The following is an 18,167-nucleotide window of genomic DNA, read 5'->3' as shown; positions in this document are numbered from 1 at the left end:
AAGTCAAAGTTTGCAAAATAATATTGGCTTGTAATTTTAAAGCTTAAAAAAACTATAATTTTACCTTACATTAAAAAATATTAATGATAAAAAATATAATAAATTAAAGCTTAACAAAAACATAATAGTTTGTTATCATTGAAAGTATGATAAACGCAAAATAATATATAAAATTAGGAGATTGAAGTGGAAATTTTTACTGAAAAATCGATAAAGAAGTGTACTGGAACTGTAATGCTTAAACGTGGTGAAAGCTTATATGATTATGGATCAGTTTCTGATTTAAGCAAGATACAGACTTCAAGCGACATAGAAAAAATAACTGCTACTGTATATGAAGGTAGAGATAAAAAATTTGGAAACAATATAGAAATGGAATTGGATTTTAAATCAGGTAATATAAATTATTTCAAATGCGATTGTGTTGATTTTATAAATTTAAAAGGAAAAAAGGCGTGCAAACATATAGTGGCAGCCTTTTTAACTTATTTAAAGCCTAAATCTAATAATGAAGAAAAAGTATCTTATACACCTAAAAATAACGAGGGAGTAGAGGATTTAGAAGCAGGTTTGGATTCTGATAAAAATACTAATAACATAAAAGAAATCAAGGAAAATGAAAAAGAAGTTATAAGAATAAAGAATAATTTCATAATAAATAATTTAGGAAAAGATATATATATATCTTTAGAGTTAGAAGAGAATAGGTCTTATAAAGTAGATAATATACTAGACTTTCTTAATTCATATAAATACAAAAATTATTCAGTAAGTTGTGAAGATGGTTTTGTTTATTCACCAGAAATATTTGAATTCAAAGAAAGAGATACTAAAATTTTAGATATAATATCATCTAATTTAGGAAAAAGAAGCACATTAAATGATAGTGAGTTGAAACTTGAATTAGATGAATTTAATGAAATAATAAAGCTTTTAAAAGATAAACATTTTAAAATTCATTACAATGGTGGAACATATAAAAGAGCTAAATTGTTACAAGAAGACATTCCTTTAGAATTTATTATTAATAAAGATTTTAAAGGTGTTTTTATGCTTAATCATATAGATGAAATTCCTTTAGATTTACTAGATGAAGGTAAGTACTACTTCTATAAAGGAGATATATATGAACCTTCTCAAAATCAGATAGAATTATACAAACCATTACATAAAATGTTCTCAGAACAAAAAAAATCAATAATTACACTTACAGAATCTACAAAGTACATAGAAAATAGTTTTATACCAAGGTTAAAGGATATAAGTGCTAAAGTTTTAGTAAATGATAATAAAGATTCTATAAAGAAAGAGTTAAATGCTATAAAAGAAAATGAATATTTTAAAACTTTTATACATTTAGAGAAAAAGTTAACAGGTTTAGCTGTAAATCTTAAATTTCTTTACGATGATGTAGAGTTTGATATATTTAGTAGTGATAAATTTAAAAAAGCTGAACTTATAAAAAATAGACAGATAGCTAAGGAAAGGCCAATAATAAATGTAATAAAAAATATGGGCTTTGAAATGACTAGAAATTATTTTTTAATGGAAGATGAAGATTCTATAATGGAATTTATGCTTTATTATTTCAATAGCTTAAGTAAGTTTGCTACTGTTACATATGGAGAAGAAGTAGAAAATCTTAAATTATATAACCCTTCTGAGTATAACGTTAATATAGGCATAACAGAGAGGGGAATGCTTGAATTTAGTTTTGATATAGAAGGTGTAAATAGGTGGGAATATAAAGATATATTTCATGCTATGGAAAATAACGAAACATACTATAGAACTGAGAAGGGAAAATTCATATACCTTAGAGATGGTGGACTTATAAGTGTTAATAGACTTATAAAATATATGGATACAGAGAGTTCGTTTGAAAGAGATAGATATTTAGTTTCTTCAAGGCATAATGCTTTTTATGTTGAACAATATTTAAAAGAAAATGAAATGTTTTATGTTAAGAAAAATGCAGAATATAGAAGATTGATAGATGCTCTGGACAATTCAGAATCTAAAGAAGTTATATTACCAGAAAAATTAGAAAAAACATTAAGAAGTTATCAAAAGGTTGGTGTAAAGTGGATAAAAGCCTTAGCCACTATGGGTTTTGGTGGAATTTTGGCAGATGAAATGGGACTTGGAAAGACTCTTCAAGCAATAGCATTTATAGTTAGTGAAATGGAAAATATTAAAAAGTCTAATAAGCCAGCTATAGTAATAGCTCCAACTTCATTGATTTATAATTGGGAAGGAGAAATAAAAAAATTCGCGCCAGAACTTAAAACTTTAGTTATTTATGGAGCAAAAAGAGAGCGGGATGAAGTAGTAAAAGCTATTACGGATTATGACATTGTAATAACCTCTTATGCTGTTATAAGAAATGATATAAGTAATTTTCAAAATATAGAATTTAGTTATTGCTTTATTGATGAAGCACAGCAAATAAAAAATCCTAGAAGTTTAAATACTAGAGCTGTAAAAAAGATAAATGCTTATTCAAGATTTGCGTTAACAGGAACCCCAATGGAAAATTCGCTAGTTGAATTATGGTCTATATTTGATTTTATAATGCCAAGTTATCTGTTATCTCAAAAGAGATTTAATGCTAAATATGAAGAACCTATAGTTATAGGAAGAAATAAAGAAGTTTTGGGAGATTTAAAAAAGCATATTACACCTTTTATGATGCGAAGATTGAAAAAAGATGTGCTTAAAGATTTACCAGAAAAAATAGAAAGTACAATATTAGTAGATATGACTGAGGAGCAAAAGCTAGCTTATGCCAATTTTGTAAATAAGGCTAAAAATAATTTATCTGTACTTGCTAGTAGCGATGGGATTAAAAATAGAAAAATACATATATTATCTGCAATGACTGGGTTAAGACAAATTTGTAGCTGCCCTAGTGTGATGCTTGAAAATTATTCAGCAAGTAGTGGTAAATTAGAAGTATTAGATAATATTTTAGATGAATGTATATCTAATGGACACAGAATACTTATATTTTCACAATTTATAGGTGTGCTTAATGAAATTGCCAATTTACTTAAAAATAAAGACATAGATTATATGTATTTAGATGGAAGTACAAAGAGCAAAGAAAGATATAGACTTGTTGAAGAATTTAATGAAGGGCGTGGAGAAGTATTTTTGCTTTCACTTAAAGCCGGAGGCTTTGGACTTAATTTAACTGGGGCAGATACAGTTATACATTTTGATCCATGGTGGAATCCTGCTGTAGAAGAACAAGCCACTGATAGGGTACATAGGATAGGTCAAAAAAGTAATGTTGAAGTTATAAAACTTGTAGCTAAAGGAACCATTGAAGAAAAAATATTACAACTTCAAAATAAGAAAAAAGAAATCATAGAAGATGTTATTTCTAAAAATGATTCTCAAGATTTAATAATATCAAATCTAACAGAAGAAGAATTAGAAGATTTATTTACGTATTAAAGCAAAAAAAGTGAGTGTGTTAAAATTATATATTTTTAACACACTCACTTTTTTGTTTCTTATCTTTAATAATCTAATATTACTTTATTATTGATTTATATAAAAATATAAACTATAATTAAAGCAAACGGTTGCATAAATAGTAAAATAAGTTACATAAAAAGACAAAAAAATAATGCTTAGTTGCATAGAATGATAATTAGAGGAATATATATTAATGCAAAAGATGCATTGATAATGAAAATTTAAAGAGTTTGGGAGTGTAGAATATGAAAAAAATATGGTGGAAAGAAGCAGTTGCCTATCAAATATATCCAAGAAGTTTTATGGATTCCAATAATGATGGAATAGGTGATATTAAGGGAATAATATCGAAGTTAGACTATTTAGAGGACTTAGGCATAGATGTTATATGGATTTGTCCTATGTATAAATCGCCAAATGATGACAACGGTTACGATATAAGTGATTATAAAGACATAATGGACGAGTTTGGTACTATGGAGGATATGGATGAGCTTTTAGAGGAAGTTCATAAAAGAGGAATGAAGCTTATAATAGATTTAGTTATAAATCATACTAGTGATGAACATGAATGGTTTGTTGAATCTAGAAAATCTATAGATAGTCCTAAAAGAGATTGGTATATATGGAGAAATGGAAAATATGGTGCAGAGCCAAATAATTGGGAAAGTATTTTTGGAGGGTCAGCTTGGGAATTTGATGAAAGAACTAAGGAATATTTTTTACATTTATTTTCTAGAAAACAACCAGATCTAAATTGGGAAAATAAAGAAATGAGAAATGCTCTATATGAAATGATAAATTGGTGGCTTAATAAAGGTATAGATGGATTTAGAATAGATGCTATAAGTCATATAAATAAAGAAAAAGGTTTAAAGGATATGGAGAATCCAAAAAAATTAAAATATGTTTCTTGTTTCGAAAAACATATGAATGTACCAGGGATACACAAATATTTAAAGGAATTGAAAGAAAATACTTTTGATAAATATGACATTATGACGGTAGGAGAAGCAAACGGTGTAAAGGTTGAACATGCTCTTGATTGGGTAGGTGAGAAAAACGGCAAATTCAACATGGTTTTTCAATTTGAACATTTAAATTTATGGTCTACAGATAAAAATAAAAAAGTAGATATAATAAATCTAAAGAAAATACTTTCTAAGTGGCAAAATGGACTAGATAAGGATGGGTGGAATGCACTTTATATAGAAAATCATGATATTCCTAGAGTTACTTCGACTTGGGGAGATGATGAAGTTTATTTAAGGGAGAGTGCTACAGCATTAGCTACTATGTATTTTATGCAAAAAGGAACACCTTTTATTTATCAAGGACAAGAATTAGGTATGACAAATGTCAAATTTAACACCATAGATGAATATAATGATGTAAAAAGTATAAATATGTATAATGAGATGCTTAAAAGTGGAAAGACCATTGAAGAGATTATGCAAAATATTTGGGCAACATCTAGAGATAATTCACGTACACCTATGCAATGGAGTGGGCAAACAAACGCAGGATTCTCCAAAAAAACCCCTTGGATAGGTGTGAATCCTAATTATAAAGAGATAAATTTAGAGGTTCAAATAAATGATGATAAATCAGTATTTAATTATTATAAAAAGTTAATAAGTCTTAAAAAAAGTAATGAGGCATTAATTTATGGTAAATATAATTTAATCATGGAGAATGATGAAAATGTATATGCATATACTAGAGTATTTGGAGAGGAAAAGTATATTATAATATGTAATTTAACTTCTAAAGAAGCTAAATATACTTATGAAAATATAGAATTAAAATTTAATAAACTTATATTAAGTAATTATGATATTAAAAAACACAATGTTTTAAAGAGTTTTGTTTTAAGACCATACGAAGCTAGAATATACAAAATTTAAATTAAAAAATCCCCCGTCCATTTTATGAACGGGGGATTAAATTATTTTATTCCGTGAATTTTTCCCTTAAGAGCTTTTAGACGACCATTAACGTAACTTTTTAGCTTTTCCTTATCATCTTTTATATCGTTAGGAGCATTAGCAACTATGTTGGCTATATCAGGTTTAGAAGCTTTAATTTCCTTACCTAGTTCATGAGCTAAATGTCTATTTTTTACTGACCAGTATGCATCATTAAATTTATAAACATGTCTCTTGTTATAATAACCTTTTTCGATACCAAATTGAAATAGATCAGCTGCAGCCTCCAATTCCTCTAAATCTTCACAATCTAATGTTTCTTCAATTAATTTTTGAAATGTTTTCATAAAATTCACCTCTTTAAGTCTAGGTATTAATATTTTAATCTTATATCTATCACAATATACAGTGAAATTTTAATTATATTTTAGCAACAGATACAAATATAAACTAATCGATAATTTAGTATACCATAAATATTTAATTAAATACAATTTAAAGAAAATTCGAAAAAATAAAATGTTAAAATTTAAAATCAACTGGTCTAGACATATAGATAGAAGATAAGTGAGATAATAAGAGATTTTATATTAAATTTGTATAAAAATAAGCTATAAATGAATTATTTTGATATAATGTTAATTTTTTTATTTTTTTATAAAATGATATAATAATATAGAAAACAAATAATGAATTTTATTAGTAAGAGAGGAATTGAATTTATGAAAAAAATATTAATGATATGTAGGAAAACTGGACAAGCAACAATGTTTCAAAAAGCAGCAGTTGAATATGTAAATGTAAATAATGTAGCAATTGAATGGCTATTTGCAGATGAAAATCAATATAATCAAACAGTGGAAGAAAACAATGTTGATTATGTATTGCTTTCACCAGAAATGGTGCTTTTTGAAAGCAAAATAAAAGAAAGTTTAACAAGTAAAGGAATAGAATTTTTTAATGTTAAACCAGCAGATTTTGGGTTAAGAAGAATTGAAAACATATTAAAGGTTTTAAAACCAGTTTTAGAAAAATAATTTTAGGAATAATACTCCTACGTATTTATATAGATACATAGGAGTTATTTCTATTTAAATAAATTTTTTGTTTTTTGTTTTATTTTAGGAAACACTTTAATAATTTGGTGATATATTAAAAAATTCAAAATGAACTTTATTAAATTTCTAGAGAATTTCATTTTGAATTTTCTAGTGGGCTTATATAATTTTTGACGATTTGGATTTAATCCATATGAGTAAGAAAATTATATAAGCCCACTTTTTTAAAATGTGATATAATTTATAGGGTAAATTTTTTGTATTACGGCAAAGAATGAAAGCTAAGATTATTGATTTTATGAAAATGCTTTTACGGAGTACAAAGAAATGTTACAATTAGGAGTCAGAGAATAAAAGTTAATAAAATGAGGTGTAAATATGAGTGGCAAAGATGTAGTTAATTTAGTAGAACAGCAGGGCAGATTAAGTGTACTTAGAGAAGGCGAAAAAGTACTAGCTTCAGACTTGATAACTCATATGGATTATGAAATAGAGGATAAGTGTTTAGTTACTGATGCTTGGGTGCTTTCAGAGGATTTGTTTAGTGAATATGAAGTCTCTTTAGTTGTAGATTTAGGAGTTAAAAGAATAAAACTTTCAAGTTGTACTTGTGATGAATATGAAAAACATAGTATTAAGAATAATACGTATTGTTGTAAGCATATAATGGCTACAGCTTTAAAGGTAGCAAAGCAGTTAGGAAATTTTAAAAATACTAATGAAAAGCCAAGTTTAAGTAAAAATATTGAACCTATAGAAGAAAAAGGTGAGTCATTATTAAAGGATATATTATTTGAAAAGAAGCAAAGAGAAAATCTAAAATATGAAATTATAGTTAAACGTAATAAGCAAGGATATTTAGGAGAAATAAAAATAGGAATAGATAAACTATATATAGTTAAAGATATTAGGGAGTTTATTCATTGTTATACCTATGGAGAAGATTTAAATCTTGGAAAAGGCTTTTGCTATAATTCATGGAAATATAAAATGCCAGTTAGACTCAAAGAAATAATAACCTTTATAAATTCTTTAAAAGAGACAGAGGATATAGGAGAAAGAATTTTTGAACTTAACAAACAAGGTCTTATAAATGGGAAAAATTTTGTTATAGTTCAAAGTAGACTTAAAGATTTTTTTAGTATATTAGAAGGGGATAAGGTTTCGTTAGAATTAGAATTTGGAAAATATAAAGATGTTAAGATTGAAAAAGAAAATATGAACTTATTATTTGGCATAGATGAGAAAAAGAATAACGTTGTTTTAACATACAAAGGTAGCGTACCAAAACCACTAAATACTAAAGGGGATGTATATTTATTTTCTAATAAATTATACTTATTAGATTATAAGAGAGCTATAGACTATAAAAAATTATTAAAAGCATTAGATAAAGATAAAAAGATATATTTTTCAAAAGATAATTTAAATGTTGTTTTAAATTATCTAGTTCCTATAATCAGAAATATAAATTCAGAAGTAGAAATAACTAGTAAAATAAAAAAGAAACTTATAAAGGAAGATCTTAAGGTTGAACTTTATTTTGATATAGATAAGCAAAAAAATATAAGTTTAGATATTAAGTTAGTATATGGTGATTATAAAATAGGCTTAAATGAGACTACAGTTAATAAACCAATATTAAGAGATATGACTAAAGAAGATAACCTTATGAATTATGTTTATAGTTTAGGGTTTGAAGAGTCTTATGATAAACTATATTTTACAGGTAGTGATGAGAAAGTATATGATTTTTTAACACAGGATATAATTACTTTAAAGGAATATGGTGAGGTGTTTTATTCTCAAAGCTTTAAGAATATAAAGCTTAATAGAAATATTTCACCTAAATTTAAAATTAAATCTAAGGGGAGAAATTATTTTGAATTTTCCTATGATTTAGATGGAATAGATAAAATAGAGGTTAATGATATATTAGAAGCATTTAAAAATGAAAAGAAGTTTTATAAGCTTAAGGATGGTGATCTTTTAAATCTTCAAGATAAAAATATTTATAATTTTTTAGATGCTTTAGATAATGTTACTTATGGTAATGATGTAAACAAAGAATCTTTAAATATAACAGCAGAGAAAGCTGTATATTTAAGTTCTATAGCTGAGGAAGAAAATTTGAATATCGAAGGTGATTTACAAGATATAAACAAGATAAAAGAAAAACTTAAAAATTTAAATTATGAAGAAATAGTTAGTCCTAAAAATCTAAAGGCTGATCTTAGAGAGTATCAAAAGCTTGGCTTTAAGTGGTTTAAAACATTATCACATTTGGGGTTTGGAGGAATACTAGGAGATGAGATGGGACTGGGTAAAACTCTTCAGGCTATAAGTTTTATAAGTAATGAAAAAGATAAAAATACATTAATAGTAGCACCAACTTCTCTTATATATAACTGGGAAGCTGAATTTAAAAAGTTTTCACCAAATACTAATATATTAGTTGTTAATGGTAATAAACAATTTAGGAATGAAGTTATAAAAAACTATAAAAATTATGATGTAATAATAACTTCATATAATCTTTTAAGAATAGATTTTGACTTATATAAAGATTTAAATTTTCATAATTTCTTTATAGACGAAGCTCAAAATATAAAAAATCCTACATCTAATATAAGTAAGTTAGTTAAAGAGATAAATGCGGAAAGTAAATTTGCATTAACAGGAACTCCAATAGAAAATTCTATTTTAGAACTATGGTCTATATTTGACTTTATATTACCCGGGTACTTATATAGTGAAAAGAATTTTATGAACAGATTTGGAAATAACATAAGAAAAGATAAGAATATGATAGTTGAATTAAATAAGATGATAAAACCTTTTATTCTTAGAAGATTAAAGACTGAGGTTATAAAAGAACTACCTCCTAAAATAGAGAAAAAGCTTATTATAGATATGTCAGAAGAGCAGAAGAAGGTTTATGCTGTTTATGTAAATGAGGCTAAAGCTGTGATAGAACAATCCATTAAAGAAGAAGGCCTTGCAAAGAGTAAGTTTAAGATTCTTTCACATCTTACTAAACTTAGGCAATTATGTTTAGATCCAAGTTTGGTTATGGAAGATTACAAAGGTGAAAGCGCAAAATTTGAAGCTCTTAGAGAGCTATTGACACAAAGTTTACAAGCAGGGCATAAAATTCTTGTGTTTTCCCAATTTACATCAGTACTTTCAAAACTTAAAATTATATTAAACGAAGAGAAAATTAAATATTCCTATTTAGATGGAACTACTAAAGCTGAAGATAGAATTAGGTTAGTTAATGAATTTAACGAAGGAGAGAATGCAGTTTTCCTGATATCACTAAAGGCTGGCGGAACAGGATTAAATTTAACTTCAGCAGATGTTGTAATACATTTTGATCCTTGGTGGAACCCTGCTGTTGAAGATCAAGCTACAGATAGAGCACATAGATTTGGTCAAAAAAATGTAGTTGAGGTTATAAAACTTATAGCTAAAGGCAGTGTTGAGGAAAAAATAATAGAATTACAAGAGGAAAAAAAGGAAATAATAAATTTAGTTTTAAATGAAAGTATACAAGGAACTGAAGGTTTCAAGAACTTTAGTGAAAAAGATATTCTAGATATATTTAATTAACTATTAATATTGCTTTTAAAGATATAATTACTAAAATTGAAAGTATAGAGTTTGATATATTAGACTATGTACTTTCAATTATCAAATATTTTTTTATGTATCTATAAAGTTTGGATACAATATGATAAAATGAAACTATAATGTTTGTAAAAAATGGTTATAAGGAGATTAATCCTATGGATGATAAAATTGTTGATTTCAATGAGCTTAAGAACAAGGCTAGAGATAAGGATATAGAAAAATTTGAATCATATATTTATGATTGTTATTATGCATTTGCAGAAGGCAGATTAACTATGGCAGACTTAAATAAAAATATAAGAAAATATATGGATGATAATAATATATCAGAAGAAAAGTTTTTTAATATACAAAAAGAGATGATGAAAAGATATGGTCTAGATGTGGATAGTTTAGAGGAACAAATGAAAGGCTTTGGAATTAATATGGGGGGGCTTAATGTTCAAAAGGATTATGAGTCTATTAGAAAGAATCTAAGCTTTAAGGAAAAATATAAAGGTAAAATTATTGAAAGAAATATAAGTCAGTATAATATAAAAAATGAATTTAATGAAGTAGAAGTATTATTAGAAGATAATAAGGTTATATTAAAAAGTGAAGGACATATAGATCTTAAAGATGTTGAATTAAATGAGTTTTTATGTTCTTATAAAAAAATTGTTAATGACGAAAAATTAAATATAAGTATTTGTGAAAATACTAATAGTTATGATTATTAATACTTAAACGAACTGTAGAGCTTTGGGAATAAAAAATTAAGAGACAAATTTAATTTTTATTATTTATTATACTTTGAATGGTATATTTAATTAGCTTAGAAGAATAGATATGTTAATATAATGTCAGTGAAGAATAAATTTCATATATATGAATTAGTTCAATATTATAATTTTATAACTTTTATATTATAATCTTCTCAAAGCAAGAATAAAAAATTTGTGAGGTGTATGCGTATTGTTAATGAATACTCATAAGATTATAGCTCAAGGTGTAATTACTAATTTAGAATTAAATAAAAAAGTTTTAATAAATGATAAACATTTCATATGGGGAAATTTAAAACCAGATATGACATCAAAATATAAGCTTGTTAAGCATTATAAGGATGAATCCTTCAATCTTATATTAAATAAAATAGATTACTTAAGTAGTTTAAGCTTTGATGATATAAGAAAATGGTATCCAATGAGTAGCTTTAATCAAGAATTAGGCGTTATATGTCATTTTTTATGTGATTTTTTCTGCATACCTCATTATGAGAGATGGGAATTCAAACATAGCATGAATAAACATATAAAATATGAAAGAGAACTTGATTTAGTAGCCAAGGAATATCTTGTGAAGAATGAAAGAGAGATTATTGTAACTGGAAGAACAGCTAAAGATTTTATAGATAAGCTTCAAGTAGAATATAACAGTAAAAAAGATTATATAAATGATTTAGAATATGCAAGTTATGTTTGCAATTCGATTGTAAATTATATTTTAGATAATGTTATTTATAATAGCAATGTGATTGTTTTCTCAGCAGTGTAGCATTAGCTACACTGCTTATCTTTTATGGTAAAGGGGAGTCTTTATGAAAACGTATGTAGCTTTTGATGTAGGTGGAACAAAAGTTAAGTTTGGAATAGTTGATGAGGTTGGAAATATTTTAGAAAAAGGCCAATATAACACAAGAGCTGAGAATTTGGAAAGATTTATAAAGGATTTAGAAGATATAATAAATTCTTATAAAAGAACATATAAGATAGAAGGTATAGCTATAAGTATGCCAGGAGTTATAGATTACAGGACTGGAACACCATTAGTTTGTTACTCTATCAGAGTTATTGAAGGAGTCGGTATTAAGGACTTGTTAGAAAAAGCTACGGGGATTAGGGTGGAGGTTGAAAATGATGGTAGATGTGCAGCATTTGCAGAAAAATTTAATGGAAATGCTGTAGATTGTGAAGATTTTATATGTCTTACTGTAGGAACTGGTATAGGTGGAGGAATATTTTTAAATGGTAAGCTTATAAGAGGTCATAATTTCAAAGCCGGAGAAGTTGGATATATGATAAATAATGGTATAAGAGAAGAGAATAAAGGTTCTGAAATTTGGAGTAATAATGCATCTATAAGGACATTAGTTTTAAAGTATAAAGAATATAGAGGATTAGATAAAGAATTAAATATTGAAGGAACAGAGGTTTTTAGTGTTGCTAAATTTGATAAAAATATACAAGCTATGGTTGATAAATGGTATAAGAATTTGTCATATGGGATATTTAATCTATCAGCATCACTTAATCCACAAAAGGTATTAATAGGTGGAGGAATAAGTAATAGGGAAGATTTTTTAGACAAACTCAAGCTACATTTAGAAAATATTGAATGGTGGAATGAAGTTTATACAACTGTAGATTTATGTAAGCATAAAAATGATGCTGGACTTATTGGGGCAGTTTATCACTTTAGAAATGTTTAAAACTTTTTTTAATTTTGAAACTGTATAAGTTTTCAAAGTCTTAAAATTTAAGGCAGAGAAAGCTTATACAGTTTTATTTTGTTAATAGACTTATATTGGCTATGAAATGAAAGGAAATAAATTTTTTACGACTTAAAATCTATAAAATAAATAAAAAATATATTTCTTTTTGTTGACACAAATTGAAAGTAAGGAATATAATATAAGTGAACATATGAACAGTTATTCATATGTTGCAAATGGTTTGCATATGGAGGGGTAACAATGAATGATAATAAAGTAGAAAATTGTAATTGTACTATCATCCATGAGGATATAGTAAATAAACTTAAGGATGTTTTACCACAGGAAGAAACTTTATATGATTTAGCAGAACTTTTTAAAGTTTTTGGAGATTCAACAAGAATAAAGATTTTATGTAGTTTATTTGAAGCAGAAATGTGCGTATGTGATATGGCAGCATTACTTAATATGACTCAATCAGCTATATCACATCAACTTAGAGTACTAAAGCAGGCAAGACTTGTTAAATTTAGAAGAGAAGGAAAAGTAGTTTATTATTCCTTAGATGATGAACACGTAAAGCATATATTTGATGAAGGTTTAAATCATATTATGGAAAAGTAGAAAGGAGGGTGTATTATGAAAAATATTAAACTTTACCTTGAAGGAATAGATTGTGCAAATTGTGCAGCTAAAATTGAAAATAAAATAAATAAATTAGAAAGTGTAAAGGAAGCTAGTTTGAATTTTGCAAATGGAGCACTTGTAGTAGAACCAGTTGAAGCTGACAATAAAGAAGAGGTTTTAATTCAAGTTAAAAAAATTATAAATAAACTAGAACCTGATGTTATTATAAATAATAAAGAAATTTCTACTACAAAGAATCAAATATCAAAAAAAGTAAAACTAAAAAATAGTAGTATAAATGATGAGAAAAGAATAAATGACCTAAAGAAGGTACAGATTAAGAATTTTAATACAACAAAAGAAAAAAATGAACATGAGCACAATCATAGTCATGAACATGAACACAGTCATAGTCATGATAATAGCGATGCTCATAGTCACAGTCACGATCATTCACATTCTCATGCACATGGAGATGGTAAAATAGATAAAAGTAAGATAATAAGATTTTCTATAGCTGTAATTCTTTTTATGGTAGGATTTATTTCTAAATTAGATATAAAAATAGAATTTGTAATATATTTAATAAGTTATATATTGGTTGGTGGAGATGTTGTTTTACAAGCGTTTAAAAATATAAGAAAAGGAGAAATTTTTGATGAGAATTTTCTTATGGTAGTAGCAACTATAGGAGCTTTTGCAATAAAAGAGTTTCCAGAGGCAGTAGGAGTTATGCTCTTTTATCAAGTTGGAGAAACTTTTCAAGATTTAGCTGTAAACAAATCAAGAAAATCAATTGCTGAATTAATGAATATAAGACCAGATTATGCGAATTTAAAAACTGCAGATGGTGAAAAGGTAGTTTCTCCGGAAGAAGTAAAAATAGGTGATTTAATAATAGTTAAAACTGGTGAAAAAGTACCTCTAGATGGAATAGTTGAGGAAGGAAAAGGATTTTTGGACACTTCAGCACTAACAGGAGAAAGTATTCCAAGAGAGATTGAGGTAGATGATGAAGTATTAGCTGGTTCTATAAATAAAAATGGATTGCTTCAAATAAGGGTTACTAAAAACTTTGCAGAATCAACTGTAGCAAAAATATTAGATTTAGTAGAAAATGCAGGTAATAAGAAAGCTCCTACTGAAAAGTTTATAACTAAGTTTGCAAGATATTATACTCCAATAGTAGTAATAGCTGCTTTACTTTTAGCTATAGTACCACCTATATTTATGGAAGGTTTCACTTTTCATGAATCAGTGTATAGAGCATTAGTATTTTTAGTTGTTTCATGTCCTTGCGCATTAGTTATATCAATTCCACTAGCTTTCTTTGGTGGGATTGGAGCAGCTTCTAAAAATGGTATTTTAATAAAGGGTGGAAATTATTTAGAAGCTTTAAAAAATGCAGAAGCTGTTGTATTTGACAAAACAGGAACTTTAACAAAGGGAATTTTTAAGGTAACAAAAATAAATGCAGAAGCTGATTTAAATGAGGATGAGCTTTTAGAGCTTGCAGCTTATACTGAAAGTTATTCTAATCATCCTATAGCTATTTCAATAGTTAAAGAATTTAAAGGTGAAATTAAAAAAGATTTAATAGAAGATTATTCAGAGATTTCAGGTAAAGGTATAAAGGTTAAGGTATCTGGAAGACAAGTTTTAGCAGGAAATAAAAAGCTTATGAAGGATTATGGAGTAGATATACCAGATACTGATGAAATAGGAACTGTAGTTCATTTTATTTTAGATAATAGTTATGTAGGTAATATAGTTATAGCAGATGAAATAAAAGAAGATGCTAAAAAAGCAATATCTATATTAAAGAATATAGGAATAAAGAATACTGTAATGTTAACAGGTGATTCAATAAAAGTTGGTGAGGCTGTTGGTAAGAGTCTTGGACTAGATAAGGTTTATGGTGAATTACTACCTCAAAATAAAGTTGAAAAACTTGAAGAAATATTCAATAATAAAACAGAAAAAGGCAAAATTATATTTGTTGGAGATGGTATAAATGATGCCCCTGTACTTGCGAGGGCAGATGTTGGAATAGCAATGGGTGGATTAGGTTCAGATGCAGCTATTGAAGCAGCAGATGTTGTAATAATGAATGATGAACCATCTAAAATAAGTACAGCTATAGATATAGCTAAGAAAACTAACATTATAGTATGGCAAAATATAATATTTGCACTTGGAGTAAAAATTGTAATTTTAGTACTAGCATCCTTTGGAATAGCAACTATGTGGGAAGGTGTATTCGGAGACGTTGGGGTTGCATTAATTGCAATAATAAATTCTATGAGAGTTTTAAGAAAGTAAGATTACTATTAAAAATAATGAGTCGATATATTAGGTTAGTCGATTCATTATTTTTTTAATTATATATATTGTATTTTGATTGCTACAAGTTAAATTTAATAGTGCATTTATTTTATGTTTAACAATTAATTAAGATAATTGCAGATTGTAAATTGCAATAAATATAAATGCACTTTACAAGAATTTAACATTAGACTGTAATAATTTACAATATATTTATCATATTAATAGGAAGTATAGAAAATAAGGCATGGAGGGGGATATGCTTAGTTATATGCTCTTAATCTTATTAGTGCTAGGAATTATTTTCTTTATAATAGGGGGAAATAAAGAGAAAACCATAAAATGGATGGGGGTGCTATTTATATCAGTATATTTAGTATATACTATTCCAAGTTTAATAATTTTACATTAAATTAAATGTTGATAATATGAGAAATTATATATTAATAAATAGTAAATAATAGACAAATTTTCTTGTATTCCATAAATAAATATGGTTATTATTAAATTAAAATATAAAATTCAAAAAATAGAAAAATTATATTGTTGACATTAGTCGAAATTTTTCGTATAATCATTTACGTTGAGAATACTTTCAGGCATAGGGAGTTAGTAAAATATTAAATTTTACTAGATTGTCAACATTGTTATTGAAGCTTTTCATCTAGCTTTGAATTTACTTGTGAGACTTATGTATAACGTGGGTTGTGTTATACATAAGTCTCATTTTTTTAAAGTGTAATTTACCATATATTAGTATGGTTCTTTATAAATTGAATTTTTATTTTTAGATTAAATCTTTGAACTACTTATTTAATCTCATTTTTATAAAATATAAAAAGATAATTAATAATCTTTTCAGCTTGTTTTATAGATGATTAAGCGTTTGTAGGTGGAGTAAATACTCTAGTTGCTAATTCATCATCTAACATATAAAGCGCAGCTGGATTGGCTTCAACTCTTCTAAGTTTCTTTATTAAAGAGTTAAAAGTATTTTCTTCTTCTACTTGCTCATCTATAAACCATTTTAACAAACTCATAGTAGAGTGTTCTCTTTCTTCAGCAGCTAAATCAGCTAGCTCATATATTCTTTTAGTCACTGCCTGCTCATGATCATATCCTTTTTGAAATACATCTAATAAATTTTCATATTCAATTTGAGGCTGAGGAATTGCTTTAAGTTCTACAAAACCATTTTTTTGAAATATGTAATCGTAGAATTTCATAGCATGAAAAAGTTCCTCTTGAGCTTGCACTCTAAAAAAGTTTGCAAATCCTGTTAAATCTATAGATTCAGCGTAAGAAGCCATAGCTAAATAAGTGTAAGATGAATAAAATTCAAAATTGACTTGATTATTTAATGTGTTTAATAAATTTTTGCTTAACATAATAAACCTCCTAAAGTTATATTATAAAATTTAGTTATTTGTAATTATTATATAATAATTAATATTATATAATTATTGTTAATTAATATTATAATAGTTATTTTACAAATAATCAAATGTTAAAGAATAATATTGTTAAATATTTTTACAGAAGAAAAATGATATCAAGATAATATAATAAATGATATTTTTAGTATTAAACAATTAATTAAAAATATTATAATATATATGTTGCAATTTAAATTTTATATTTAATCAAATAGAAATAATGAATATAACTTATATATCTAAAAAAAATTTGAGATTAAACCGCTGAGAGAATAGTACAACTTATATATAATAAACAATAAAGATTTTATACAGTAAAACGATAAAATTTGGAAGGTTTAAATTTAGGCTAGGGGTGAATAATATGATTATATATTTTTTATTAGCAATAATGATATTTTTAATAATTATTGAAGTTATAACAGTATTATTTAAATTAACAGGTTTAACGGAAGAAAAAGCAAGATTTCAAGTTATTTCTCTTTTAACAGGTGTTGGGTTTACAACTAAAGAGTCAGAACTTATAACACAACATGATACTAGAAGACATCTAGCACAAGCAGTTATGTTGTTAGGATATGTAGGATTGGTTACGGGTATATCTTTCTTTGTTGATTTTATAAAAAGCTCAATATCTTTTGAAAATGTAATAGTAGTAGTAATATGTGTTATTCTCCTATTTTTAATTTTCAAAAATAAAGCTTTTATTTCTTGGTTTGACGATATAGTAGAGGATCTTATAGTGAAGAAAAGAAAAGGATTTAAAAGTTCCAATAAATTATATAAATTAGTTACAAGAGCAAAGGGATATGGTATTTTTAATGTGTTTATAGATGAGAGTTCTCCACTTATAGGTGTTAGACTTAGAGATTCAAATTTAAAACCTCATAAGATAATAATTTTAAATATAGATAAGGGAAATGATTTTATAGGTTTTGCTAATAGTCAATATATAATTGAAAGTGGAGATAATATACTTTTATATGGGAAAATAAGTGAAATTGCTAGAGTGTTTAACTTAAAAATTTAGGAGTTTATAAGCATTGATTTGTATTTTTATAATAATAAATTGTTTATATTAATATAAACAATAGGAATTTCTATATTTTGTTTGACGAAAAGGATGTTAAAATATAGATTAAGTAGTTGAAAATATGGTAATATATATAATGGAACATAATTTTAAAATTTTAGATTTAAT

12 protein-coding genes are annotated in these 18,167 nt (G+C 26.1%); 10 read left to right on the top strand and 2 right to left on the bottom strand.

The window, feature by feature from the left end; translation table 11 throughout:
• Nucleotides 1-186 precede the first annotated feature (186 nt).
• Together BUB01_RS11945 and BUB01_RS11940 are read left to right on the top strand one after the other, a co-directional pair.
• Nucleotides 187-3,462: a DEAD/DEAH box helicase gene (locus BUB01_RS11945; protein WP_072987827.1), complete on the top strand. Its 3,276-nt coding sequence runs from the start codon at nt 187-189 to the stop codon at nt 3,460-3,462.
• A 269-nt stretch (nt 3,463-3,731) separates the two neighbouring features.
• The gene (locus tag BUB01_RS11940; protein ID WP_072987824.1) at nt 3,732-5,393 is read left to right on the top strand and encodes a glycoside hydrolase family 13 protein; all 1,662 of its coding nucleotides are present in this window, start codon (nt 3,732-3,734) and stop codon (nt 5,391-5,393) included.
• Nucleotides 5,394-5,434: 41 nt separating this feature from the next.
• Here BUB01_RS11940 and BUB01_RS11935 read toward each other — a convergent pair whose 3' ends face one another.
• The gene (locus BUB01_RS11935) at nt 5,435-5,761 is read right to left on the bottom strand and encodes a hypothetical protein (RefSeq protein ID WP_072987819.1); all 327 of its coding nucleotides are present in this window, start codon (nt 5,759-5,761) and stop codon (nt 5,435-5,437) included.
• Nucleotides 5,762-6,136: 375 nt separating this feature from the next.
• On the opposite strand from BUB01_RS11935, the gene BUB01_RS11930 reads away from it, so the two are divergent.
• The 7 genes from BUB01_RS11930 (at nt 6,137) to BUB01_RS11900 (ending at nt 15,527) form a co-directional block, all read left to right on the top strand.
• A complete protein-coding gene (locus tag BUB01_RS11930) occupies nt 6,137-6,451 on the top strand; it encodes a hypothetical protein (RefSeq protein ID WP_072987815.1) in 315 nt (104 codons plus the stop codon).
• A gap of 399 nt (nt 6,452-6,850) precedes the next feature.
• The gene (locus tag BUB01_RS11925; protein WP_072987812.1) at nt 6,851-10,084 is read left to right on the top strand and encodes a DEAD/DEAH box helicase; all 3,234 of its coding nucleotides are present in this window, start codon (nt 6,851-6,853) and stop codon (nt 10,082-10,084) included.
• A 176-nt stretch (nt 10,085-10,260) separates the two neighbouring features.
• Entirely contained in the window at nt 10,261-10,824 is a 564-nt protein-coding gene (locus BUB01_RS11920) for a DUF3867 domain-containing protein (protein WP_072987809.1), read from the top strand.
• A gap of 241 nt (nt 10,825-11,065) precedes the next feature.
• Nucleotides 11,066-11,641 carry a zinc dependent phospholipase C family protein gene (locus tag BUB01_RS11915; RefSeq protein ID WP_341422846.1) on the top strand — a complete coding sequence of 192 codons (576 nt, stop codon included), beginning with the start codon at nt 11,066-11,068 and terminating at the stop codon, nt 11,639-11,641.
• Between the two features lie 43 nt (nt 11,642-11,684).
• A complete protein-coding gene (locus BUB01_RS11910) occupies nt 11,685-12,575 on the top strand; it encodes an ROK family protein (protein WP_072987803.1) in 891 nt (296 codons plus the stop codon).
• A 264-nt stretch (nt 12,576-12,839) separates the two neighbouring features.
• Nucleotides 12,840-13,202: an ArsR/SmtB family transcription factor gene (locus BUB01_RS11905; RefSeq protein ID WP_072987800.1), complete on the top strand. Its 363-nt coding sequence runs from the start codon at nt 12,840-12,842 to the stop codon at nt 13,200-13,202.
• Between the two features lie 15 nt (nt 13,203-13,217).
• Nucleotides 13,218-15,527, top strand: coding sequence for a heavy metal translocating P-type ATPase (locus tag BUB01_RS11900; RefSeq protein WP_072987797.1), 2,310 nt, complete (start codon nt 13,218-13,220; stop codon nt 15,525-15,527).
• Between the two features lie 881 nt (nt 15,528-16,408).
• Here the strand turns inward: BUB01_RS11900 and BUB01_RS11895 are convergent.
• Nucleotides 16,409-16,918 carry a ferritin gene (locus BUB01_RS11895; protein WP_072987794.1) on the bottom strand — a complete coding sequence of 170 codons (510 nt, stop codon included), beginning with the start codon at nt 16,916-16,918 and terminating at the stop codon, nt 16,409-16,411.
• 412 nt (nt 16,919-17,330) lie between these two features.
• On the opposite strand from BUB01_RS11895, the gene BUB01_RS11890 reads away from it, so the two are divergent.
• On the top strand, nt 17,331-17,996 hold the full coding sequence (locus BUB01_RS11890) for a TrkA C-terminal domain-containing protein (protein ID WP_072987791.1): 666 nt from the start codon (nt 17,331-17,333) through the stop codon (nt 17,994-17,996).
• Nucleotides 17,997-18,167 lie beyond the last annotated feature (171 nt).

The organism is Clostridium cavendishii DSM 21758 (genome assembly GCF_900141845.1).
GTDB classification, from domain to species: Bacteria; Bacillota; Clostridia; order Clostridiales; family Clostridiaceae; genus Clostridium_AG; species Clostridium_AG cavendishii.
Note: the sequence above shows the minus strand (reverse complement) of the source record. Positions and strands in the feature narration are given on the sequence as shown.